Genomic DNA, 22,598 nt, shown 5'->3' on the forward strand with positions numbered 1-22,598 from the left:
TCTCTGCTTATGTCTTGTCCAGGGCGAGCAGCTTGTGCTTCAGGTGCTCGAATTCGCGGTCGCTGTCGATGGTCTTGCGATTGACCGAGAACGCCATCGTGGCCGTCGTGCCCGCCGCGAAAGCTTCGGGTGCGGTGCCGTCGGGCGCGCCGCCATCCGGCGTCAGCCACACCCAGAGGCGGCGCTCGCGCACGTACAGCATGGCAAAAATCCCGACGATCAGCAACAGGCACCCGAGATAGACGATGTTCTTCCCAGGGGCACGCGCCACCTGGAACACGCTGGCCTGCACCTGCGTGAAGTCGGTCATCATCATCGCGACCGGGGCCGGGTAGAAGTGCGCGTCGCTGATGGCCAGCACCGCCTGCGTGAGGTAGGCCTGCGACTTCTCGTCGTTCGCCAGCGCGGCCAGGCCGGCGCCTTCGCGGCTCAGGTTGAGCACCTCGAACAGCACGTCGTTCAGGATGCGCACCAGCACGCCGCCCGCGCGTTCGCGTTCGGCCTCGGGCACGTTGACTTCCATGAACTCGGCAATCGCCTGCCAGCCGCCCACGGTGGTGGCGTCGGGCCTGGCGCGCTCGCTGCCCGCGAACAGCGCCAGCGCGCGCGTGGCGGACACGCGCAACTGCTCGGCCATTTCCGGGCGCTTGGGGTCGGACGCCTTGGCGATGTAGCGCTCGATGGCGCGCGCGCGCGTGTCGGCGTCGCCGAGCGCGGTGCGCATGCGCACGAAGCCGTCCATCGAGCCTTGCTCGTCGGCCGGCACGCGCAGATAGCGGAACGGGTCCTCGGGCTTCTCGCGCATGCCCAGCAGGAACACCGGCTGGCCGTCGCCGGTGTCGACCGGCACCATGTAGTTCTGGTACTCGCGCGCCTGGCCGGCGGCGTCGCGCAGCTTGTAGCCGATGCTCGGGCCGATGTTGCGCAGCACCTTGGGCTTGTTGACCTTGTTGGCCGCGCCCAGGCGAGACTCGATGCCGTGGCGCAGGTCAACCTTGCGCACGTCGGCGCCGCTGCTCATGGCGCCCGCATCGGCGAAGTTCTCGACGTTGATCACGCGCAGCGCGGCGTACTCGAGCGTGAGCTTGTCCTTGCCGTTGGTGATCTCGGTGCTCGGCCCGCCGATGACGCCTTCCACCTCGAAGGGCTTGGCCGCGGCCGCCATCGGCACGGCCTTGAGCTTCACCTTGGAGCCGCCGTCGTCGAAGCTCGACTGGTAGATCTCCACGCCCTTGTAGCTGGCCGGGTGGTTGACCTCGATGCGCGCGGGCACCTCTTCGCCGGTCTCGCGGTCGTGCAGCACCACCTCGCTCGCGAAGAGCTTGGGCATGCCCGTGGAGTAGTAGTCGACGATGAACTTCTTCAGCTCGATGGAGAACGGCAGCTCCTGCAGCAGCACGCCGTCGGCCTGGTTCAGGATGGCCACGCTGCCCTGCCCGCCTTCGGGCACGAGGATGTTGCCGCGGAAGGTCGGGTTGCTGGCCGACAGGCGGTGCTGCGGCGGCACGTCGGCGATCATGCCGCCGCCCGTGAATACGCTCTTGCCGTTGAACCAGGTCTGCGCGCGCACCACGAGGTCGCCGTCGAACAGGCCGCCGATGCACACCAGCACGATCGCGCTGTGGGCCGCGATGTAGCCCAGCTTGTGGGCGCCGCCGGCGCGCGCCGCGACCATCCAGCCCGCGGCGCTCGGGCGGCTGCCGCCGGTGGCGTCGCGCTGCTGCAGCTTGACCTTCCAGCCGCCGCTCGCCAGCAGCTGCCCGATGCGGTTGGCCGCGGCTTCGGGTGTCTCGCCGAGCCGGGTCTCCGCGCGCTGGCCGAAGGCCTTCAGGCTCTGCGCACGGATGTCTTCCTTGAAGGTCTTCAGGTCGACCATGATGCGCGGCGTGTTGCGCACGATGCACAGCGTGGTGCTGATCACCAGGAACAGCAGGATCAGCAGGAACCACCAGGCGCTGTAGATCGAGTCCAGCCGCGCCGCGCGGAAGAACTCGGCCCAGAACGGCCCGAACTGGTTGATGTAGTTGTTGACGGGCTCGTGCTGCTTGAGCACGGTGCCGATGATCGATGCGATGCAGATGACGGTAAGCAGCGCGATCGCGAAGCGCATCGACGAGAACAGCTCCACCGCAGCGCGAAGCGTTTGCGGGCCGCGATGAACGCGAAGGCCATGGGTGGAGACGGACATCGGGCGAAAGGAGGAACGAGGAAGTGGGGGAAAACAAAAGGGCGGGCCATCCTTCTGGATGGGCCCGCCCTTTGTTTGGGGTTGTTATCGGCGGTTAGTTCACGCTCGTCGCGCGTGATGGCCAGGGGTGGTCAGCGCAGACCGGCAATGTAGTCGGCCACGGCCCTGATTTCACGGTCGTTGAGCTTGGCGGCCACGCCCGTCATGGGCGCGCTGTTCAGGCGTACGTTGTCGCGGAAGGCCGTGAGCTGGGCCACGGTGTACTCGGCGTTCTGGCCGCCCAGGCGCGGGTACTGGGCCGGAAGGCCGGCGCCGTTGGGGCTGTGGCAGCCGGCGCAGGCCGGGACCTGGCGATCGCCGATGCCGCCGCGGTAGATCTTCTCGCCCATCGCGATGGTGTCCTTGTCCTTCGAGAAGCCCGTCTTGACCTTCTTCGAACCGACGAACCAGGCGATGTCGCGCATGTCCTGATCGCTCAGGTGCGAGGCCATCGAGGTCATGACGCTGTTCTTGCGCTTGCCGGACTTGAAGTCCTGCAGCTGCTTGACGATGTACTCGGGGTGTTGTTGCGCCAGCTTCGGGTTGGCCGCGATGCTCGAGTTGCCGTCGGCGTTGTGGCACGAAGCGCAACTCTGGATGGTCGGAGTGCTTGCGCTGAACAGCGTGTCCCCCTTGGCGGGGTCCGGCTTGGCCGGCTTGGCAGGCGCCGCGGCCGCCTCATTCGGAGTTGCCGCGTGTTCATCGGCTGCAAGACTCGCGCTGGATGCAAGGCCCACAAGGGCTGCAAGCAGAATATTGGCAAACAACTTCATATCGGGGGGCTTCGCTTCGAATTTATTGGCGCAAAACCTCACGATTCTACAATGGGGGTCTAGTTTCGAAAGTCCGTAGATGCCCTCCCCGCGCGCCAAGCCCGCTGCCTATCCTCCCCGCGCGGCGCCCGCCGCGGACCCCCAGGTCGCCGAACGCGAACGCGTGGCACTGGGCTGGATGCACACCGCCCACTTCCTCACCAGTGCTCCGCAGCTTGAGCATCTGCCTCCTGTGGACCTGCCCGAGATCGCCTTCGTCGGCCGCTCCAACGCGGGCAAGTCGACCGCCATCAACACGCTGACGCAGCAGACGCGCCTGGCCTTCGCATCGAAGACGCCGGGCCGCACGCAGCACATCAACCTGTTCGGCATCGGCAAGCAGAAGGTCGACGACGCGGTGCTCGCCGACCTGCCCGGCTACGGCTACGCGGCCGTGCCCAAGGAAGCCAAGCTGCGCTGGCAGCGCGTGATGGGCAACTACCTGATGACGCGCGAAAGCCTGCGCGGCGTGGTGCTCATGTGCGACCCGCGCCACGGCCTGACCGAGCTCGACGAGATCCTGCTCGACGTGATCCGCCCGCGCGTGGAGAAAGGCCTGAAGTTCCTCGTGCTGCTGACCAAGTCCGACAAGCTCACGCGCACCGAAGCCGCCAAGGTGCTGTCGATTACGCGACTGAACGCCGGCGGCGGCGAGGTGAAACTGTTCTCGGCGCTGAAGAAGCAAGGCGTCGGCGAGGCCGCCGAGCTGCTGTGGCGGTGGGTGCACCCCGAAGGTGCCACCGCCCCGGCAACGGCACCGGCCGAACCAGCGCAGCCGTCGGAACCGCCGGAGCCACCCGAAGAGGCCTGATATCCGAACAGGCTGCAACGGCCGTCCAGCGTGCGTAGTTCACTATCAAAAGAATAGCGACAGTCAACCCAAGGAGACAACGAGCATGATCGAGACCTTCCAACGCAGCCTGCCCAACGGCACCACCCTGAGTTGCCGCGCGGCCGGCAAGCCGGGCCAGCCGCTGATGGTGTTCCTGCACGGCTTTCCCGAGGCCGCGTTCATCTGGGACGAACTGCTGGCGTACTTCTCGGACCCCGCCCACGGCGGCTACCGCTGCGTGGCGCCCAACCTGCGCGGCTTCGAGAAATCGAGCGCGCCGAGCGACGTGGCGGCCTACAAGCCGCAGCTGCTGATCCAGGACATCCAGCAGCTCGTGGCCACCGAGAGCGCCGACGGCCGCATGGCCGCGCTGGTGGCCCACGACTGGGGCGGCGCCTTCGGCTGGGGCTATGCCAACGCGTTCCCGGCGCAGGTCGGCAAGCTGGTCATCATCAATTCGCCGCACCCGGGCACCTTCACCCGCGAGCTGCGCAACAACCCGGCGCAGCAGCAGGCCAGCGCGTACATGCACTTCCTTGCGCGCCCCGACGCCGAGGCGCTGCTCGCGGCCGACGACTTCAAGCGCATGTGGCCCTTCTTCCTGCTGATGAAGGCCGGCCCCGACGGCTTTGGCTGGCTCACCGAAGAGGTGAAGCAGCAGTACCGCGAGGTCTGGGGCGCGGGCCTCACGGGCGCGTGCAACCTGTACCGCGTGACGCCGATGAAGACGCCGCTGCCGGGCGGGACCATCGACAGCATCCCGGTGCTGCCGCGCGAGCGGCTCACGGTGGACGTGCCGACCTTCGTGTTCTGGGCGCTCGACGACGCGGCACTGCTGCCGGGCCTGCTCGAAGGGCTCGAGGACTACGTGCCCCGGCTCGAGGTCAAGAAGGTGCCGGATGCGACCCACTGGATCGTGCATGAGCAACCGCAGCTGGTCGCCCGCGAGATCGAGGGCTTCCTGCAGCGCGACCTGTAGCGCGCCTGCAGCCGGCAACCTGCCGGCGATCAATCGCAATCAGTAGATGGAAGGCTCGCCCTCCGGGCGGGTCTTGAAACGGCGGTGCACCCAGTAGTACTGGGACGGCATCGTGTCGATGTAGCCCTTCAGGCGCTCGTTCATGAGCGCGGTGTCGGCCTCGACATCGTCCGTGGGAAAGTTCTGCCAGGTCGGCAGCACCTGGATCTCGTAGCCGCCCGGCGTGAGCTTCGACACCACCGGCACCACCTTGGCCTTGCCCAGCCGCGCGAAGCGCGAGAGCGACGGTACGGTGGCCGCCTGCACGCCGTAGAACGGCACGAAGATGGTCTGGTCGCGCCCGAAGTCCATGTCGGGCAGCAGGTACAACAGGCCGCCCTTGCGCAGGCCCTGCAGCACCGGCTTGATGCCGTCGACCCGGTTGAGCGCGGCCACGTCGCCGAAGCGCGTGCGGCCTTCGCGGATCCAGGCGTCGACCATCGGGTCGCGCTGGGTCGTGTAGATGGTGGCCGAGGGGCGCGCCGTGTGCATGGTCAGCGCGGTGGCCGCGGCGTCGAGGCCGTAGAAGTGCGGCGCGAACAGGATCATCGGCGCGTCGCCGTCGGCGATCTCGTGGATCTCGGAAGCCGCGCCCACCACCTTCAGCCGGCTCGCCACCACCTTCTCGGACGCATGCCAGAGCCAGCCGCGGTCGAGCCACGACTGGGCGACGAAGACGAAGGTCTCGCGCGCGATGGCGCGGCGCTCGGCCTCCGATTTCTCGGGGAAGCAGACGGCCAGGTTGGTGTCGACCACGCGCCGCCGCGGCACGGCGACGGTGTGCAGGATGCGGCCGAGAAATGCGCCGAAACCACGCACGAGCGGCAGCGGCAGCGGCGCGATCGCGCGCATGAAGCCGATGCCGAGTCGGGAACCGAAGCTCATGCGACCTCCCCGGTGGCGGCGGCCACGCGCTCGGCGCGCGGCTCCTTGTAGCGGGCGTAGTCCCACACGTACTGGCCGGGCAGGCTGTGAATCAGCCGGCCGATGGCGTCGTTCATGGCGGCGGCGGCGTCCTCGACGGGCGCCGACGCGTCGGTCAGCGCGGTGCCGACGATCGGCTCGAAGCGGATCACGTAGCCCGCGCCGCGCGGCAGCCGTTCGCACACGCTCAGGAAGCAGGCCGCACCGGTTTGTTGGGCAAGGCGGGGAAGCAAGGTCATGGTGTAGGCAGGGCGGCCCAGGAACGGCGCCCAGACGCCTTGTCCGAGGGGCGGCACCTGGTCGGGCAGGATGCCGGTGTAGCCGCCGCCGCGCAGCGTGCGGATCAGGCCGCGCACGCCGGTGTTGTTGGTGGGGAGCGTCTGCAGGCCGGGCCGGTCGCGCGAGCCGGCGGCGATCAGGTCGGCCATCCATTTCTTGCGCGCCGGTCGAAACAGCGCGGTGATGGGCCCGTAGGCCGCCAGGAAGCGCTCGCCGATGGCCTGGCCGCACATTTCCCAGCTGCCGAGGTGCGGCGCCACCAGGATCACGCCCTTCTTCGCCTGCATGGCGGCCTCGAAGGCCTCGACGCCCTCCCAGCGGACCACGCGGTTCAGCACGGTCTCACCGTGGGGCCGAAGCCACAGCCAGGGCAGTTCGGAGGCCATCTTGCCGGCGGCGGAGATGGCGGGGCGGTATCGATCGGGCCCGAAACCCGCGCTCTCGGCATTGGCTTTGAAGCGGCGGCGATAGCCCGGCGCGCTCCACCAGACCAGCCAGCCCAGCATGGCGCCGAACCAATGCATCAACGGCATCGGCACGCGGGCGAGCAGGCGAAACAGGGTGATCATTGAAGCGGGAGGGGGTGGTCAAAAAACGGACGCGCGCGCATGGTATGCGCGGCTCGAATAGAATCCAAATTGTCGCCGAGTTACGGAACAACTTGCAGGGCGACAAACACAAGCGCATGGCGATTGTGCCCCCCGTCGATTCGTCGGCATCTGCTAAAGCGTTCGCCAGGGCTCCGCAGAGTTGGCAACGCGCCAAATCACTTTCAAGGAGTTTGAACAAATGGCGAACGATTTTCTCTTCACTTCCGAATCCGTTTCCGAAGGCCACCCCGACAAGGTTGCCGACCAGATCTCGGATGCCATCCTGGACGCGATCTTCGAGCAGGACCCCCGCAGCCGCGTGGCCGCCGAAACGCTGACCAACACCGGCCTGGTGGTGCTCGCGGGTGAAATCACCACCAACGCGCACGTCGACTACATCCAGGTGGCGCGCGACACCATCAAGCGCATCGGCTACGACAACACCGACTACGGCATCGACTACAAGGGTTGCGCCGTGATGGTCTGCTACGACAAGCAGTCCAACGACATCGCCCAGGGCGTGGACCACGCGTCCGACGACCACCTGAACACCGGCGCCGGCGACCAGGGCCTGATGTTCGGCTACGCCTGCGACGAAACGCCCGAGCTGATGCCCGCGCCCATCTACTACGCGCACCGCCTCGTGGAGCGCCAGGCCCAGCTGCGCAAGGACGGCCGCCTGCCTTTCCTGCGCCCCGACGCCAAGAGCCAGGTCACGATGCGCTACGTGGACGGCAAGCCCCACAGCATCGACACCGTGGTGCTGTCCACGCAGCACCATCCTGACCAGAGCGAGACGCAAACCAAGATGAAGGCCTCGTTCAACGAAGCCATCATCGAAGAGATCATCAAGCCGGTGCTCCCGAAGGAATGGCTGAAGGACACGCGCTTCCTGATCAACCCGACCGGCCGTTTCGTCATCGGCGGCCCGCAAGGCGACTGCGGCCTCACCGGCCGCAAGATCATCGTGGACACCTACGGCGGCGCCTGCCCGCACGGCGGTGGCGCGTTCTCGGGCAAGGACCCGTCGAAGGTCGACCGCTCGGCCGCCTACGCCGCGCGCTACGTGGCCAAGAACATCGTGGCCGCCGGCATCGCACGCCAGTGCCAGATCCAGGTGGCCTACGCGATCGGCGTGGCCGAGCCGATGAACATCACGGTCTACACCGAAGGCACCGGCGTGATCTCCGACGAGAAGATTGCCGAACTCGTGCGCGAGCACTTCGACCTGCGTCCGAAGGGCATCATCCAGATGCTCGACCTGCTGCGCCCGATCTACCAGAAGACCGCCGCCTACGGCCACTTCGGCCGCGAAGAGCCCGAGTTCACCTGGGAAGCGACGACGCAGGCCCCCGCCCTGCGCGCAGCCGCCGGCCTGTAAGGCCTACGCCGCTTTTTCCGCCGGCCCGGCTGGCGGAAAAAGCACCGTGACCAGCAGCCCGCTCGCCTCGCGCGGGTTGGCCGCCAGGTCCACGTTCGCATCGAAGGCCCGCGCGATCTCGCGCACGATGGCCAGGCCCAGCCCCGTCCCCTCGGTGTCCTGGGCCACGCGGTAGAAGCGCTCGAACACACGTTCGCGCACCTCGGGCGCAATGCCCGGGCCGTTGTCTTCCACCGTCAGTTCCACCGCCCCGCCTTCCAGCTCCCGCACGCCGACGGTCACGCGACCGCCTTCCTGCGTGTAGCGCAGCGCGTTGTCCAGCAGGTTGCCGGTGAGCGCGTCGAGCAGCGCGGGCTGCGCCAGCACGACGGCGCACGGCGTTGCTTCCAACCCCAGGTCGATGCGGCGCCGGTCCGCCAGTGCGGCGAGCTGCTCGACGCAGCGCAGCGCCACGGCCGAAAGATCGACCCGTTCGAGCCGCGTGTGCGCGTCGCCGTGCTCGGCCTGCGCGAGCAGCAGCAGCTTGTTGGTCACGTCGACCAGCCGCCGGTTGCTGGTCTGCATGGCCACCCACATCGCGTCCATGTCGGCGCGGCGCGTATCCCACTCGCCGCGGTGCTGGCGCGTGTAGCGCGCGAACTCGATCTGCGAGGCCTGCATTGCAAGCGGCGTGCGCAGCTGGTGCGCGGCGTCGGCTATGAAGCGCCGCTGCGCTTCGGAGTGCGCCTTCAGCTGTCCCACGAAGCGATTGATGGTGTCGGCCACGGGCCGCAACTCGCTGTGCAGCGCGGCCGGGTCCACCACGAGGTCGAGGTGCAGCGGATCGCGCTGCGCGAGCTGCTGGCTCAGCCGAACGATCGGGCGCAGCTCCAGCGTCAACGCCGCCACGGCGAGCGCAATGGCGAGCACCAGCGCGATCAGCAGGTATTCCATCGACGGCCACCACAGCGTGCGCAGCATGTGGTCGCGGCTGCCTTCGGTCTTGCCCACGGCGATGGTGATGTCGCGCGCGCCGCCGGCCTCGTACATCGCGCGCGTGGTGACCACGGCACGCAGCGGCACACCGGCAAAGTGCGTGTCGTACCACTGCGCGCGGTCCACGCCCTCGGGCTTGCGCACGGCGGGCAACGGGAAGTCGGGCGAGCCGGCCAGCAGCTCGCCGTTGGCGCCGGTCACGCCGAGGAACACGCGGTCGCGCTCGGGCGACACGAACAGGCTCAAGGCCGACGGCGGCACGCTGGCCTGCACATCGTCGCCCTCCCAGATCAGGCGGTCCGACAGCACCTTGGCGGAAGAAAGCAGGTCGTGGTCCTGCACGTAGTCGGCCACCTCCGCGGCGTTGCGCCAGTTGAGGTAGCCGCAAATCGCCACGAACACCGACAGCGGCAGCAGCAGCCACAGCGCAAGGCGCAGGCGAAGGCTGGCGCGCTTCATCCGCGCGCCTTCAGTCTTCCTGGCGCGTGCGCAGCAGATACCCCACGCCGCGCAGCGTGATGATCGTCGCCTGGCTCGCCTCGAGCTTCTTGCGCAGCCGGTGAATGTAGATGTCCACCGCATCCGCGCTCGGCTCGTCGTCGAGCCCGAAGATCGCGTCGATCAGCGCCTGCTTGGACACCGTGCTGCCCGCCTTCAGCATCAGCGTCTCCAGCAGCGTGCGCTCGCGCGGGGGCAGCGCCAGCTCTTCGGCGGCCAGCGTGAACTGCCGCGTGCGCAGGTCGTAGCGCAGGTCGCCGCACGCGATGTCGTTGGCCTTGCCCGGCATCTGGCGGCGCACCAGCACCTTGATGCGCGCCACCAGCTCGCGGATCTCGAAGGGCTTCACGAGGTAGTCGTCGGCGCCGATCTCCAGGCACAGCACCTTCTGGTCGAGCGACGCCGTGGCCGTGAGGATGATCACCGGCACCTCGTCGCCGCGCTCGCGCAACCGGCGCAGCACGGCCTTGCCCGGCAGGCCCGGAATGTTGAGGTCGAGCAGCACCACGTCGTAGCTCGCATGCGCCAGCAGCAGGTCGGCCGCCTCGCCGTCGGCCACATGGTCGACCACGAAGTCCTGCTCGCGCAGCAGGCTGGAAAGCCAGTGCGCGAGTTGCGGGTTGTCTTCGATGAGCAGCAGCTTCATGGCGGGGGCGGTGGTGGCCGTGGATTCTAGGAAGCATGACGCACCGCGTGCCGGCCTAGGGATAACCATGACGAATCGCGCGGGCCGCTGAAAGCTGGCCGAAGGATGCCGATTCCTAGACTGGACCTGTCGAACAACCCCTCTCGGAGACACAACCCGCCATGTCCGCCATTTTCGCCACCCGCCGCACCCTGGTCGCCGCAGCCCTGTGCACCGCCTTCGCCGCCACCGCCCCGCTCGCGCAGGCCGCCGACGCGCCCATCACCATCATGGTGGGCGGCATCAACAAGATCATCTACCTGCCGGCCAAGCTCACCGAGGCGCTGGGCTACTTCAAGGACGAGGGCCTGAACGTCGAGCTGCAGTCGCAGCCCGCGGGCGTCGATGCGGAGAACCAGCTGATCGCCGGCGCCGTGCAAGGCGTGGTGGGCTTCTACGACCACACCATCGACCTGCAGAGCAAGGGCAAGGAGATCCAGGCCATCGCCGTGTTCTGCAAGGTGCCGGGCGAGGTGGAAATGGTCTCGACCAAGGCCGCGGCCGCCGGCTTCAAGACCATGGCCGACGCCAAGGGCGGCAAGACGCTGGGCGTGACGGGCCTGGGCTCGTCCACCGACTTCCTCACGCGCTACCTGGCCGACCGCGCCGGCGTGGCTTCCAAGGACTACTCGCTGCTGCCCGTGGGCGCCGGCAACACCTTCATCGCCGCGATGAAGCAGGACCGCATCCAGGCTGGCATGACCACCGAGCCCACCGTGTCGCAGCTGCTCAAGACCGGCGACGCCAAGGTGCTGGTCGACCTGCGCACCGAGCCCGACACGGTGAAGGCGCTCGGCGGCCTGTACCCCGCGGCCAGCCTGTACGTGCAGAACACCTGGGCCGAGTCGCACAAGGCCGAAGCCACCAAGCTGGCCCACGCCTTCGCGCGCACCATGGAATACATCCACACGCACAGCGCGGAAGACATCGCCGAGAAGGTGCCGCGCGACTACTACGGCAGCGACAAGGAACTCTACGTGCAGGCGCTGAAGGCGTCGCTGCCGATGTTCACCACCGACGCCAAGATGCCCGCCGGCGGCCCCGAGACCGTGCTGAAGGTGCTCGCCACCTACAAGCCGCTGGTGAAGAGCAAGAACATCGACCTGTCCAAGACCTACAGCAACGCGTACCTGGCCAACGCGGCCGTGGCGGCGAAGTGACCATGCGCAACGGAACACCTCCCGGCAGCCAGAGTGCCGCCACCTCGGCGATCGACTTCCACGACGTCTCGCTGCGCTTCATCTCGCAGGACGGCAACGCCACCGTGGCGCTGCGCAACTTCAGCATGTCGGTGGCGCGCGGCGAGTTCGTCGCCATCGTCGGGCCCACGGGCTGCGGCAAGTCGACCACGCTGAACATGATCACCGGCCTGCTCAAGCCCACGGTGGGCGACGTGCGCGTGATGGGCCATCCCGTGAACGGCGTGGACCCGCGCATCGGCTTCGTGTTCCAGGCCGATGCGGTGTTCCCGTGGCGCAGCGTGGAAGACAACGTGGCGGCCGGCCCGATCTTTCGCGGCAAGCCGAAGAAGGAAGCGATGGCGCTCGCGCAGGACTGGATCCATCGCGTGGGCCTGTCGAAGTTCGGCAAGCACTACCCGCACCAGCTCTCGGGCGGCATGCGCAAGCGCGTGGCGCTGGCGCAGACCTTCATCAACAACCCCGAGATCCTGCTGATGGACGAGCCCTTCTCCGCGCTCGACATGCAGACCCGCACGCTGATGCAGGACGAGCTGCTGCAGCTGTGGTCGGGCAACGGCGGCAGCGTGGTGTTCGTCACGCACGACCTCGAGGAAGCCATCGCCTTGGCCGACCGCGTGTTCGTGCTGTCGGCGCGCCCCGCCACGCTCAAGCGCGTGTACGAGATCGACCTGCCGCGCCCGCGCGTCATGTCGCAGGTGCGCTACGACAAGCAGTTCATCGAGCTCTCGAAGCACATCTGGGACGACCTGCGCGAGGAAGTGGTCATCCAATGAACGCCGCACCCACGACAGGGACCACAACAGCGACAACAGCCACGAAAACCATGACGCCCTCCTCCACCACCCCTACGGCAGCCGTGCTGCCCTCTTCGCTGAGCGACGCCGCGCTGGCACGCGAATCCGAAGTCGCGCAGGCCGCCATCCGCGGCCGGCGCCGCATGATCATCGCGCTGCGGCTGGTGGTGCTGGTGGTCGCGCTCGGCGGCTGGGAAATCGCGGCGCGCCTGAAGTGGATCGACCCCTTCTTCTACTCGATGCCCTCGATGATCTACGACCAGCTCGTGGAGTGGATGCGCGACGGCACTTCGCAAGGCTCGCTGTGGATGCAGGTCGCGGTGACGCTCGAAGAGACGGTCATCGGCTTTCTGATCGGCTCGATCGCCGGCGTGCTGTGCGGCATCGTGCTGGGCCGCAACAAGCTGCTGTCGGACGTGTTCAGCCTCTACATCCAGATCGCCAACTCGATCCCGCGCGTGGTGCTCGGCTCGATCTTCGTGATCGCGCTGGGCCTGGGCATGGCCTCCAAGGTGGCGCTGGCGGTGGTGATGGTGTTCTTCGTGGTCTTCGGCAACGCCTTCCAGGGCGTGCGCGAAGCCGACAAGTACATGATCGCGAACGCGCAGATCCTCGGTGCCTCGCCGCGGCAGGTGACGATGGCGGTGGTCATTCCGTCGGCCATGTCGTGGATCCTGGCGAGCCTGCACGTGAGCTTCGGCTTCGCGCTGGTCGGTGCGGTGGTGGGCGAGTTCCTGGGCGCCAAGGAAGGCATCGGCCTGCTGATCTCGACGGCGCAAGGCGCCTTCAATGCCAGCGGCGTGTTCGCGGCGATGATCGTGTTGGCTGTGGTTGCGCTGGCAGCGGACTTCCTGCTGAGTTCGCTCGAGAAGCGGCTGCTGAAGTGGCGGCCTGCGGCGTTCTGAGCGCGGCACGACACGATGAGAAACGGCGGGCATTGCCCGCCGTTTTCTTTGATTCGGGCGTGCCCGGATCCTGCCTCAGAACCGATACGCGCCGCTCATTCCCACCGTCCAGTTGCGCCCCTGCGCAGGTTCGTAGTAACGGCCGTTGCCTTCGTTGACGATCACCGAGCCCACATAGCGCCGATCGAACAGGTTGTCGACACGCGCGAAGGCGTTGAACTCCCAGCGCTCCCACTTCTTCAGATAGCCGGCATACACCGCCGCGACCGCATAGCCCGAAGCCACGGCGGTGTTCACGTCGTTGGCCTGGATGCGCCCCAGCGCGCGCATCTCCACACCCGCACGCCAGCCCTCGGGCGGCACCCACCCCAGTGAGGCGAACAGCGACTGCCGCGCGATGCCCGGAATGCGGTTGCCCGCCGCCACCGTGTTCGTGCTGTTGCACGGCGACGGTGAACAGAAGGCATCGCGGTAGGTCGCGTCGAGCCACGTGTAGGCCAGCTGCGTGCGCCAGTGGTTGGCGCTCTCGTGCTGCCAGCCCAGCTCGAAGCCATTGCGCTTCGTGCGCCCGGCGTTCTGGAAGGTCGCGCGCCCGCCGACGTTGGTGTCCGTCACGATCTCGTCGCGCGTGCGGGTCTGGAACAGCGCCGCCGTCAGCAGGCCGCCCGCCAGCCGGGCCTTGGCGCCGACCTCGACGCTGTCGTTCACCGACGGGCGCAATGCGAAGTTGAGGCCGCTGGCGCCGTTCGCGCGGTACGAGAGCTCGTTGAGCGTCGGCGTCTCGAAGCCGCGGCCGATGGAGCCGTACAGCGCCAGGTCGGGCGTGGCCTGGTAGCGCAACGAGGCCACGGGCAGTGTCTTGCTGTAGCGCGCGCTGCCGCTGTCGTCGCGGTTCGTGCCCACGATGTAGCGGTCCTGCGAGTTGAAGTGCACGCTGCTGCGGCGCACGCCGGCTTCCAGCGTCCAGCGCTCGGTGAAGCGCCAGGTGGCCTGGGCATAGGGGTCGAGGTTCCAGACCTCGTTGAGTTCGTTGCGCCGCAGCCGGCCCTGCACGCCCAGCACCGGCGCCGAGACGGGGCCCAGGTAATTCTCGTAGCCGCGGCGTTTCTCGCGCAGGCTGTCGTAGCCCAGGCCCGCCACCACGTCGAAGGGCCGGCCGGCCAGGGTCAGCGCGGCGTTCCAGCGGATGTCGATGCCGCCGTACTGCCGCGACAGGTCGATCACCCCGCCCGCATGCAAAGGGTTCTGCTGCGCCGACGGCGGAATCGACTGGTACTGCGTGGTCTTGCGCTCGCCACCGTAGACCATCAGCCGCAAGCCCTGCCCGGCGTCGATGCGCCGCTCGTAGAGCAGGCCGGCCTGCGTCTGCTCTACCGTCTTGCGCGTGTTGTATTGCGTGGCCAGCGGCGCGTTGCGCGGCGCCAGTGTGTACTGGTCGGCCGTGAGGCCCAGCGGGTCCTGTGCGTCGATGCGCACGCTGTTCATCACCAGCGTGAGCTTGTCGCCGTTGTCCAGCGCAATGCCGAGCTTGCCGTTGGCGATGTCGCGCCGCGCGGCGCTGTGCTCGCGCCAGCCGTCGGTGTGGAAGCGGCTCGCGTCCAGCAGGTAGTCGACCGCGCCCTGCGCGCCGCTGAGCTGCAGCGACTGCCGCCAGGTGCCGAAGCTGCCGCCCGCGAGCGAATACGACAGCCGGGGCCGCCCTTCGCCCGACGCGGTGAAAGCCTGCAGCACGCCGCCCGAGGAGTTGCCGTACAGCGCGGAAAAAGGCCCGCGCAGGATCTCGACACGGTCCACCGAGCCGATGTCGATGTTCGAGGTCTGGCCCTGCCCGTCGGGCAAGGTGGCCGGAATGCCGTCGACATACAGCCGCACGCCGCGCACGCCGAAGGTCGAGCGCGCGCCGAAGCCGCGCACGGACAGCTGCAGGTCCTGCGCGTAGTTCAAGCGGTTCTGCACCTGCAGCCCCGGCACGGCGCCAAGGCTTTCGGAGAGATTGACCTGCAGGCGGCTGTCGCGCATCTCGCTGCCGTCGACGCGGTCGACCGAGCCGGGCACGTTGAAGGGCGTGACGTCGCCGCGCGGCGTGGAGACGGTGATTTCCCGCAGGCGGGGGCTGCCTTCGGCAGGCTCGGCCGGAGACGCTGGTTCAGCCTGTTGGACCTCCTGGGCTTGCACGACAGGCGGTGCGCCCAGCACCAGCAGGCAGGCGGAACCGACGAGGGCGACCGAAGCAGCGGGAGCGAGGTTCATCGCGCCGATTCTGCGTCGGCGCGATGCCGTTCGTGTCGCGATGGCGCGACGCTCAGGGAAAACTAGCGGGCGGGTGCCTTGCGCCAGCCGAACCAGGCGCAGACCGCGACCGGGATGCCCAGCGTGATCCACGCCAGGATGTCGCCCAGCCCGCCGTCGCTGAAGAGCGCGGAGATCAGCCCGAAGGTCGTCAGCAGGCCCAGCGCGATCGGCCAGCCCCACATGCGCCAGAAGCCTTGGTGCTCCTTCATGCCTGCACCTTCATGGCCGGTGCCGGCTCGGGTTGCGAGGCGCCCGGGAGCTGCGGCGCTTCATGCGCCGCGGGCTTGGCCTTGCTGGCCACGGGCACGGTGTTTCCCCGCTTGAGCCACAGGTACAGGCCGCTGCCCAGCACGATGATGGTGGCGACGTCGAGCAGCGCCCAGATGATCTGCATCGGCATGCCGCCGTAGTCGCCGAAGTGCAGCGGCTGCGACACCAGCAGCGCCGTGAGGTACCAGGGCAGCTTGGGCGAGGCCGACACCTGCGCCGTCTTGGCGTCGACCAGCACCGGCTGGAAGAGCTTCGAGGTGAAGGGCTCGCTGCCGCGCACGAAGAAGGTGGTGTGGTGCGGGCTGGAGAACGAGGTGCCGGGGAACGCGATGAACGACAGCTTCATGCCGGGCGCGTGCTGCAGCGCGGCGTCCATCGAGCGCTGCACCGAGGCGCGCTCGTTCACGGCCACCACCGGCTCGTTCTTGTAGGGCGTGAGCAGCGCGCTGAGCTGGTCGTACTGCCAGTACTTGATGAGCAGGTCGGCCCAGGTGTTGATCATGCCGGTCGAACCCACCACGAACAGCCACACCAGCGTGACGACGCCCAGCAGGTTGTGCAGGTCGAGCCACTTCAGGCGCGGACGCTTCTCGCGGCGCACCGTGCCGAAGTCGAGCTTGCGCATGAACGGCGAATACAGCACCACGCCGGAGACGATGGCCACCAGCAGCAGCAGGCCCATGAAGCCGAGGAACAGCTTGCCCGGCAGGCCCGCGAACAGGTCGACGTGCAGCTTGAACATCACGTACATGAAGCCCTCGTCGAACTTGGGCTGCGCGAGGATGGTGCCCGTGCGCGCATCGACCGCGATCGACTTGAAGTCGTCCGTGGGCGCCGGCGTGGGCGTGAGCGTGACGAACCACAGGCCGTCGTCGTCCTCGGGCTGCGAGACGAACTGCACCACGCGCTCGGGGTGCTGCGCCTTCGCGATGTCGAGCACGCGGTCCAGGCTGATGCGCGGCGTGCCGGCCGGCATCTTCGGCGCCTCGACCTCGGTGCCCAGCAGGTGGCCGATCTCGTGATGGAAGATGAGCGGCAGGCCCGTCAGGCACAGCAGCAGCATGAACACCGTGCACACGAGGCTGCTCCACTTGTGCACCCAGGCCCAGGTCTTGATTTTTCGGCTGTTCATGTCGTCGTGGTGGCTTCGGTCGTAGACCTTATTTTAGAAACGGTAGGTGGCGCTCGCCACCACGCTGCGGCGCGCGCCGTACCAGCAGTCGCCGCGCGACAGGCAGGTGCTGAAGTAGGTCTTGTCGGTCGCGTTGTTGATGTTCAGGGCGTAGCGCCACTTGGCCGACTCGTACGCCAGCATCAGGTCCACCAGCGTCACGGAAGGCACGCGCGGACCCGCGCTGGTGCCGTCGACGTCCGTGAAGCCGCTCATGTAGCGCACGCCGGCACCGGCCGAGAAGCCCGGCACGCCGGCGATGGAGAAGCGGTACTTGCCCCACATCGACACCTGGTTGCGCGGCTGCTCGGTGAGCTTGCGATCGACGTCGATGTTGGTGTAGTTGGCGATCAGGTCGACATCGCGCGCCAGCGTGGTCTTGAGCTCGAGCTCGACGCCCTTGTTCTTCGTCGCATCGACCTGGCGGCCGTAGTTCGGGTTGGTACTGTCGGAGACGATGCGGTTCTTTTCCTTGAGCGAGAACACCGAGGCGGTGAAGCTCGTCGCCGAGCCCGCGGGCTGGTACTTGACGCCGGCTTCGACCTGCTCGCCGCGCAACGGCTTGAACAGGTTGCCCTCGGCGTTGGTGCCTGCTTGCGGGGTGAAGGATTCGGTGTAGCTCAGGTACGGCGACCAGCCCGACGGCAGCGTGTACATCACGCCCAGGCGGCGCGAGGTGGCACTGGTCGTCTCCGAGTCGCTGCCCGCCGTGCCGGAGGTGCTGCGGTCGTAGCGCAGGCCGGCCACGAAGATCCAGTTGTCCAGCTTCATCTGGTCCTGCACGTAGACACCTGCGTTGCGCTGGGTGGTGCGGGGCCGGTTGGTGAACTCGGTCACCGGCACGTAGCCGATGCCGTAGACCGGCGCATAGGCGTCGATGGCGCTGTAGGCGGAGCCGTCGATCTTGTCCTGGCGCTGGCGCGAATACTCGGCGCCCACCAGCAGCGTGTGGCGCACCGCGCCGGTCTCGAAGTGGCCCTCGACATGGTTGTCCACGCCGGTCATGCGGGTCCAGGCCAGCGACTTGGAGTTGATGCGGCCGATCAGGCGCTGGCCGACCGGGTCCAGGCCCCAGCCGCCGGGCAGCGAGAAGAAGTCGGCGTAGTGGTAGTGCGAGTCGTTGTACGTGCGCGACGTGCGGAAGTTCTGGCGGAAGGTCCAGTCGTCGTTGAAGCGGTGCTCGAACTGCCAGCCGAAGGTCTTGCGCTCGGTGTCGTAGCCGTCGCCCGGTTCGCCGATGAAGCGGCTGGACGGCAGCCGGCCGTTGACGTTCGCCAGGATGGTGCCCTGCCAGGGCAGGAACTGCGCGGTGCTGCCGGTCTTGTCCTTCTGCCACAGGCCCTGCAGCGTCAGCGAGGTCGCGGCATTGGGGCGCCAGGAAAGCGACGGCATGATGAGCGAGCGGTCGTCGGGCACGTAGTCGACCTGCGTGTCGGACTTGCGCTGCAACGCCACCAGGCGGTAAGACCACGCGCCGTCGGCCGTCAGCGGGCCGGTGAGGTCGGCCTGCACCTGCTTGCGCCCGAACGAGCCAATCTGCACGCCCACCTCGCGGTACGCCTGCTGCTGCGGGCGCTTGCTGACCATGTTGACCACGCCGCCCGCCGTTCCCGCGCCGAACAGCATGCCGGCCGGCCCGCGCAGCACTTCCAGGCGCTCCAGCGTGTAGGGGTCGGGGCGTGCCGTGGCGGTGTAGTAGCCCGAGGAATAGGTCTGCAGTCCGTCGAGGTACACGGACGCGTCACTGCCGCGCACCGAGAAGCCGTCGGAGCGGGAGTCGACACCGTAGGCGTCGGAGCGCACGCCGGCGGCGTAGCTGAGCGCGTCCTGCAGGCTGGTGGCGCCTTGGTCGACCATCTGGTCGCGCGTGACCACCGTCACCGATTGCGGCGTCTCGGCCAAGGGCGTGTCGGTCTTGGTGGCGGTGACCGCGTTCTTCGCGCGGTAGCCAATGACGGCGGAGGTGGCCGTCTCGGCCTCGGCATTGGCGTCCACCCGCACTTCAGGCAGCGAACCGGTGTTCGCCGACTGGGCCAGCACCTGGTGCTGCGCGTAGATTGCCAGGCATCCGACCAGCACCGAAGCGGCCTTGCGCCGCGCCACAAACTTCTTCATAGGAAAACCGACCTCAAACACAATTAAGAACTATTCTCATTGTATTGGGTGAAAGTTAACGATTCACGCAAATTCCAACCTGCGTGAAGGGCGTTGCGTTGTGAAATTACGTCTCTTTTCCAAGGCGAAGCAGCTACGATGCCGCCCGCACGCCCCGTGCGCTGGCCGCCTCCATGTTCAAGCTCATTGCCCTTTTGTTTCCCGCGCTGCGTGGCCCGGCGCTGCGCCTGATGACCCTGGCGGCCGCCTTCGCGCTGACCGCCTGCGCCGGACTTCCGCCGCGCGCGCCCGAAGCGCCGACGCTCGCCATCGCGGCCTCCCAGTCCACCGAACTCGGCCGCGCGGCCACGAGCCTGAACTCGCCGCCCGACGGGCTGTCGAGCATGCGGCCGCTGATCGAGGCGTCGTTCGCGCTCGACGCGCGGCTCGAGCTCATGCGGCGCGCCAGGTCGTCGCTCGACATCCAGACCTACCAGCTCGGCAACGACAAGACCGGCCGCCTGCTGCTGCGCGAAATGCGCAATGCCGCGCGCCGGGGCGTGCGCGTGCGGCTGCTGCTCGACGACTTCTACACGGCCGGCATGGACCGCCTGCTGCTCGGCCTGGCCTCGGAGCCGAATGCCGAGGTGCGGCTGTTCAACCCCTTCGTGAACATGCGCGACCACTCGTCGGGGCGCTGGCTGGAGTTCTTCACCGACTTCCGCCGGCTCAACCACCGCATGCACAACAAGCTGTTCGTGGCCGACGGCGCGATGATGATCGCGGGCGGCCGCAACCTGGCCGACGAGTACTTCCTGCGCGCCGAGAACGCGAACTTCATCGACTTCGAGCTGCTGCTGGCCGGCCCCGTGGTGCCCGAGGCCGCCAACGTCTTCGACACCTACTGGAACAGCGACGTGGTCTACCCGCTCAAGCGGGTGGCCGGCACGAGCCGCACGCCCGCCGAGCTGAAGGCCGACTTCGAAGAAGCGACCTCCCCCGCCCACGCGCCTGCGCCCGACCCGCTGCCCATCACCGACATGCTGGGCGACCTGCCGCTGGGCGCGCAGCTGGCCAACGTGGCCGAGCTGAAATGGATGCGCGCCGAGGCGAACGCCACGGCCGACAGCCCCAACAAGGCGCTCGGCGTCATGGCCACGCCCACCGAATCGCTGGCGCACCGCTTCCACGAGATGCTGGCCACCGCGCGCTCGAACGTGGTGGTGATCTCGCCCTACTTCATTCCGGGCGACGAGGGCATGGAGCGCATCCGCATGGGGCGCGAGCACGGCGTGAACATCACCGTGATCACCAACTCGCTGGCCGACAGCGACGAGCCGCTGGTCAACATCAACTACAACCGCTACCGCGTGGACATGCTCAAGCTGGGCGTGAACCTGTACGAGGTGAGCACCCAGCAGCTGCGGCGCAGCGGCCAGTTCCGCGACCTGCTGAAGAAGGCGCGCGGCCGGCTGCACGCCAAGCTGGCGCTGGTCGACCGGCAATGGGTGCTGCTCGGCTCCATGAACCTCGACCCGCGCTCGGCCCTGCTGAACACCGAGTTCGGCGTGCGCGTGCGCAGCTTCGACCTGACGCAGGCGCTGCTCTTCGCCTACCAGCTCGACGACATCGAAGGCGTGTACCGCGTGACCCTCAAGCCCGACGGCCAGAACGTGGAATGGGTCGGCACCGGCGACGTCACCAACGAGGTGCTCGACAGCGAGCCCGACTCGAGCATGCTGACGCGCCTGCAGCTGCTGCTGTTCTCCTGGTTCGTGCCGACCGACCAGCTTTGACTCAGTTCACGGTGTCGCGCTACGGGCAGACCGACGCCTCCCACAGCAGCTTGATGCCGAGCAGCAGCGTGAAGACCAGGAACGCGGTCTTCATGCGCTTCGGGTCCGCCACGCGCGCCACCCACGCGCCGAGCAGGCCGCCCGCCGCGCACCCGATGAACAGCGGAACGCCCAGGCGAAAGTCGACGGCGCCGCTGGAGACGAAGGTGAGCACCGACGCCCCGACCGCCAGCAGGTTGATGCGGGTCATGGCGCCCGCGCTTTCGCGGAACGTGAGGCCGTAGCAGCGCATCAACGCAAGGATCAGGAAGGTGCCGAAGCCGGCACCGAAGAAGCCCGAGTACACGCACAGCCCGAAGATCACCGCCACGCCCACCGGCGTCGGCGGCAAGCGGGCATTCGCATTTCGCGGGCGCTGCGAGAAGTCGGTGCGGTGCGTGATCCAGAGAATCACGATCATCGACAGCGCGACCACGACCTTGAGCACCCGGTCGGCCACGCCGACCACCAGCAGCGAACCCGAGACCGAGCCCACCACCGCGAGCGGCCACGTCACCCAGGGCAGCCTGACGGGCTTGGCGGCACCGGTACGGGTACCGGTACCGACTGCGCGGTGCGCCAGCGCCCCGGTCACGAAGGAACCGAGCAGCGCGAACTTGACGGTGGCGATGCTCTGCGCGCCCGAATGCCCCAAGAGCAGCAGCAGCGGCACGCCCGCCGTGGCCCCGCCCCCGATCGTCACCGCCACCGTGCCGATGAACAGGCCCAGCCCGGGCAGGACCAGCATGCTCAGCATGGCCTGCTCGCGCCGATCAGCCGGTTGGCCGTGCGGTGGCCCAGCGCGCGGAGCAGCGTCGCGCTTCGCACGGCCACGCCGTGGCGCGCCTGCTGGAAGTACTTGTTCTGCGGCGTCTCGTCGACGTCGGCATCGAGCTCGTCGGTGCGCGGCAGGCAGTGCATGACGATGAGCCCTGCCGAGGCGCGCGAAAGCAGCCCGCGATGCAACCGGCACTTCTGCAATTGGCGCGCATAGGCGGCCGGATCGGTGAATTTCTCCTGCTGCACGCGCACCACGTACACCATGTCGACATGGCCGATCATTTCCTTCATCGACGGATATTCGAGCGGCGCCAAGCCGTTCAATTCGCCCAGCGCCGGCGGAAATGCGCTGCCCTCGTCGGCGTCGTGCGGCGCATCGACCACATGCAGCCGGACATTGCTGAACTTGCGCAAGCCCGCAATCAGCGATTTGGCGGCACGCGAATACCGGATGCCGCCCGCAATGCCGATGTGCAGGTTGTCGATGCCGCCGAAATGCTCGCGCAGCGTGTAAAGGTCGATCAAGGTCTGCGTGGGGTGCTGCGTGCGGCCCTCGCCCGCGTTGATCAGCGGCACGCGGATCGTGTCCTTGATCCGCTGCATGACACGGTCGTCCGCGTGGCGAGCCACCACGGCGTCGCAATAGAAGCCGGCCATGCGCGTGGTGTCGAGCAGGCTCTCGCCCAGTTCCAGCCGGGTGTTGCGCGCGTCCGGAACGCTCAGCACCTGCGCGCCCAGGCGGTGGGCCGCCGCCTCGAAGCTCCAGCGGGTGCGCGTGCTGGGCTCGAAGAAGAGCATGCACACCACCTTGCCGGCCAGCGCCCGGCGAAAGTCGTCGGGCGAGCGCCGTATGTGGTCGATGCTCGAAAAAATATGTTCGATGTCGCCCCGAGAAAGATCCTCGATGGAAATAAGGTCCGGCATGCGATGCTCCCTCTTTGATTTCATTTGAAAACACTCAAGGGGTTTCGCCGTTCAATTGCCAACTTGAATTGACATTTGTTTCGCAATTCATTCGATTGCGTTTCGCTCTT

The 22,598-nt window shown here is 67.7% G+C and carries 19 protein-coding genes; 7 read left to right on the forward strand and 12 right to left on the reverse strand.

Annotation, left to right across the window (positions count from 1 at the left end; genetic code table 11):
* Positions 1 to 7: 7 nt before the first annotated feature.
* Both BM013_RS08645 and BM013_RS08650 read right to left on the reverse strand, forming a co-directional pair.
* Positions 8 to 2,188, reverse strand: a complete 2,181-nt coding sequence (locus BM013_RS08645) for a cytochrome c biogenesis protein ResB (protein WP_093125457.1) — start codon at positions 2,186 to 2,188, stop codon at positions 8 to 10.
* A gap of 131 nt (positions 2,189 to 2,319) precedes the next feature.
* Positions 2,320 to 3,000, reverse strand: coding sequence for a c-type cytochrome (locus BM013_RS08650; protein ID WP_093125460.1), 681 nt, complete (start codon positions 2,998 to 3,000; stop codon positions 2,320 to 2,322).
* 79 nt (positions 3,001 to 3,079) lie between these two features.
* Between BM013_RS08650 and yihA the strand changes: the two genes are divergently transcribed.
* Together yihA and BM013_RS08660 are read left to right on the forward strand one after the other, a co-directional pair.
* Positions 3,080 to 3,850 carry a ribosome biogenesis GTP-binding protein YihA/YsxC gene (yihA, locus tag BM013_RS08655; protein WP_093125462.1) on the forward strand — a complete coding sequence of 257 codons (771 nt, stop codon included), beginning with the start codon at positions 3,080 to 3,082 and terminating at the stop codon, positions 3,848 to 3,850.
* Positions 3,851 to 3,935: 85 nt separating this feature from the next.
* Positions 3,936 to 4,850 carry an alpha/beta fold hydrolase gene (locus BM013_RS08660; protein WP_093125464.1) on the forward strand — a complete coding sequence of 305 codons (915 nt, stop codon included), beginning with the start codon at positions 3,936 to 3,938 and terminating at the stop codon, positions 4,848 to 4,850.
* A gap of 39 nt (positions 4,851 to 4,889) precedes the next feature.
* On the opposite strand, the gene BM013_RS08665 is transcribed toward BM013_RS08660, so the two are convergent.
* Together BM013_RS08665 and BM013_RS08670 are read right to left on the reverse strand one after the other, a co-directional pair.
* Complete coding sequence (locus BM013_RS08665) at positions 4,890 to 5,774, reverse strand: LpxL/LpxP family acyltransferase (RefSeq protein WP_093125466.1); 885 nt, start codon at positions 5,772 to 5,774, stop codon at positions 4,890 to 4,892.
* On the reverse strand, positions 5,771 to 6,661 hold the full coding sequence (locus BM013_RS08670) for a lysophospholipid acyltransferase family protein (protein WP_093125468.1): 891 nt from the start codon (positions 6,659 to 6,661) through the stop codon (positions 5,771 to 5,773). Before BM013_RS08670 ends, BM013_RS08665 begins: the two co-directional genes overlap by 4 nt.
* A 220-nt stretch (positions 6,662 to 6,881) precedes the next feature.
* On the opposite strand from BM013_RS08670, the gene metK reads away from it, so the two are divergent.
* Positions 6,882 to 8,063: a methionine adenosyltransferase gene (metK, locus tag BM013_RS08675; protein WP_093125470.1), complete on the forward strand. Its 1,182-nt coding sequence runs from the start codon at positions 6,882 to 6,884 to the stop codon at positions 8,061 to 8,063.
* A gap of 3 nt (positions 8,064 to 8,066) precedes the next feature.
* Here metK and BM013_RS08680 read toward each other — a convergent pair whose 3' ends face one another.
* Together BM013_RS08680 and BM013_RS08685 are read right to left on the reverse strand one after the other, a co-directional pair.
* The gene (locus tag BM013_RS08680) at positions 8,067 to 9,497 is read right to left on the reverse strand and encodes a sensor histidine kinase (protein WP_093125472.1); all 1,431 of its coding nucleotides are present in this window, start codon (positions 9,495 to 9,497) and stop codon (positions 8,067 to 8,069) included.
* Between the two features lie 10 nt (positions 9,498 to 9,507).
* Positions 9,508 to 10,182 (reverse strand): response regulator transcription factor, encoded by a 675-nt coding sequence (locus BM013_RS08685; protein ID WP_093125475.1) that lies wholly within the window; start codon positions 10,180 to 10,182, stop codon positions 9,508 to 9,510.
* Positions 10,183 to 10,343: 161 nt separating this feature from the next.
* Here BM013_RS08685 and BM013_RS08690 point away from each other — a divergent pair, with 161 nt between their 5' ends.
* The 3 genes from BM013_RS08690 to BM013_RS08700 are packed head-to-tail and all read left to right on the forward strand — an operon-like array spanning position 10,344 to position 13,122.
* Complete coding sequence (locus BM013_RS08690; protein WP_093125478.1) at positions 10,344 to 11,381, forward strand: ABC transporter substrate-binding protein; 1,038 nt, start codon at positions 10,344 to 10,346, stop codon at positions 11,379 to 11,381.
* Between the two features lie 2 nt (positions 11,382 to 11,383).
* Positions 11,384 to 12,196 carry an ABC transporter ATP-binding protein gene (locus tag BM013_RS08695; RefSeq protein ID WP_093125480.1) on the forward strand — a complete coding sequence of 271 codons (813 nt, stop codon included), beginning with the start codon at positions 11,384 to 11,386 and terminating at the stop codon, positions 12,194 to 12,196.
* 50 nt (positions 12,197 to 12,246) lie between these two features.
* Entirely contained in the window at positions 12,247 to 13,122 is an 876-nt protein-coding gene (locus tag BM013_RS08700; protein WP_093125483.1) for an ABC transporter permease, read from the forward strand.
* A gap of 75 nt (positions 13,123 to 13,197) precedes the next feature.
* On the opposite strand, the gene BM013_RS08705 is transcribed toward BM013_RS08700, so the two are convergent.
* The 4 genes from BM013_RS08705 to BM013_RS08720 all read right to left on the reverse strand — a co-directional run bounded on the left by BM013_RS08705 (position 13,198) and on the right by BM013_RS08720 (position 18,970).
* Complete coding sequence (locus BM013_RS08705) at positions 13,198 to 15,372, reverse strand: TonB-dependent receptor (protein WP_093125487.1); 2,175 nt, start codon at positions 15,370 to 15,372, stop codon at positions 13,198 to 13,200.
* Between the two features lie 62 nt (positions 15,373 to 15,434).
* A complete protein-coding gene (locus BM013_RS08710; RefSeq protein ID WP_093125489.1) occupies positions 15,435 to 15,623 on the reverse strand; it encodes a hypothetical protein in 189 nt (62 codons plus the stop codon).
* Complete coding sequence (locus tag BM013_RS08715) at positions 15,620 to 16,816, reverse strand: PepSY-associated TM helix domain-containing protein (protein ID WP_093125492.1); 1,197 nt, start codon at positions 16,814 to 16,816, stop codon at positions 15,620 to 15,622. The genes BM013_RS08710 and BM013_RS08715 overlap by 4 nt, the downstream gene beginning before the upstream one ends.
* A 33-nt stretch (positions 16,817 to 16,849) precedes the next feature.
* A complete protein-coding gene (locus tag BM013_RS08720) occupies positions 16,850 to 18,970 on the reverse strand; it encodes a TonB-dependent siderophore receptor (protein WP_093125495.1) in 2,121 nt (706 codons plus the stop codon).
* Positions 18,971 to 19,143: 173 nt separating this feature from the next.
* Between BM013_RS08720 and BM013_RS08725 the strand changes: the two genes are divergently transcribed.
* Positions 19,144 to 20,745 carry a phospholipase D family protein gene (locus BM013_RS08725; RefSeq protein WP_093125497.1) on the forward strand — a complete coding sequence of 534 codons (1,602 nt, stop codon included), beginning with the start codon at positions 19,144 to 19,146 and terminating at the stop codon, positions 20,743 to 20,745.
* Positions 20,746 to 20,764: 19 nt separating this feature from the next.
* Here the strand turns inward: BM013_RS08725 and BM013_RS08730 are convergent, their stop codons facing one another.
* A complete protein-coding gene (locus BM013_RS08730) occupies positions 20,765 to 21,541 on the reverse strand; it encodes a sulfite exporter TauE/SafE family protein (protein ID WP_093125500.1) in 777 nt (258 codons plus the stop codon).
* Positions 21,535 to 22,488, reverse strand: coding sequence for an aspartate carbamoyltransferase (gene pyrB / locus BM013_RS08735; RefSeq protein WP_177225443.1), 954 nt, complete (start codon positions 22,486 to 22,488; stop codon positions 21,535 to 21,537). The genes BM013_RS08730 and pyrB overlap by 7 nt, the downstream gene beginning before the upstream one ends.
* Positions 22,489 to 22,598: the final 110 nt, after the last annotated feature.

Source organism: Variovorax sp. OK605 (assembly GCF_900115445.1).
GTDB lineage: Bacteria > Pseudomonadota > Gammaproteobacteria > Burkholderiales > Burkholderiaceae_C > Variovorax.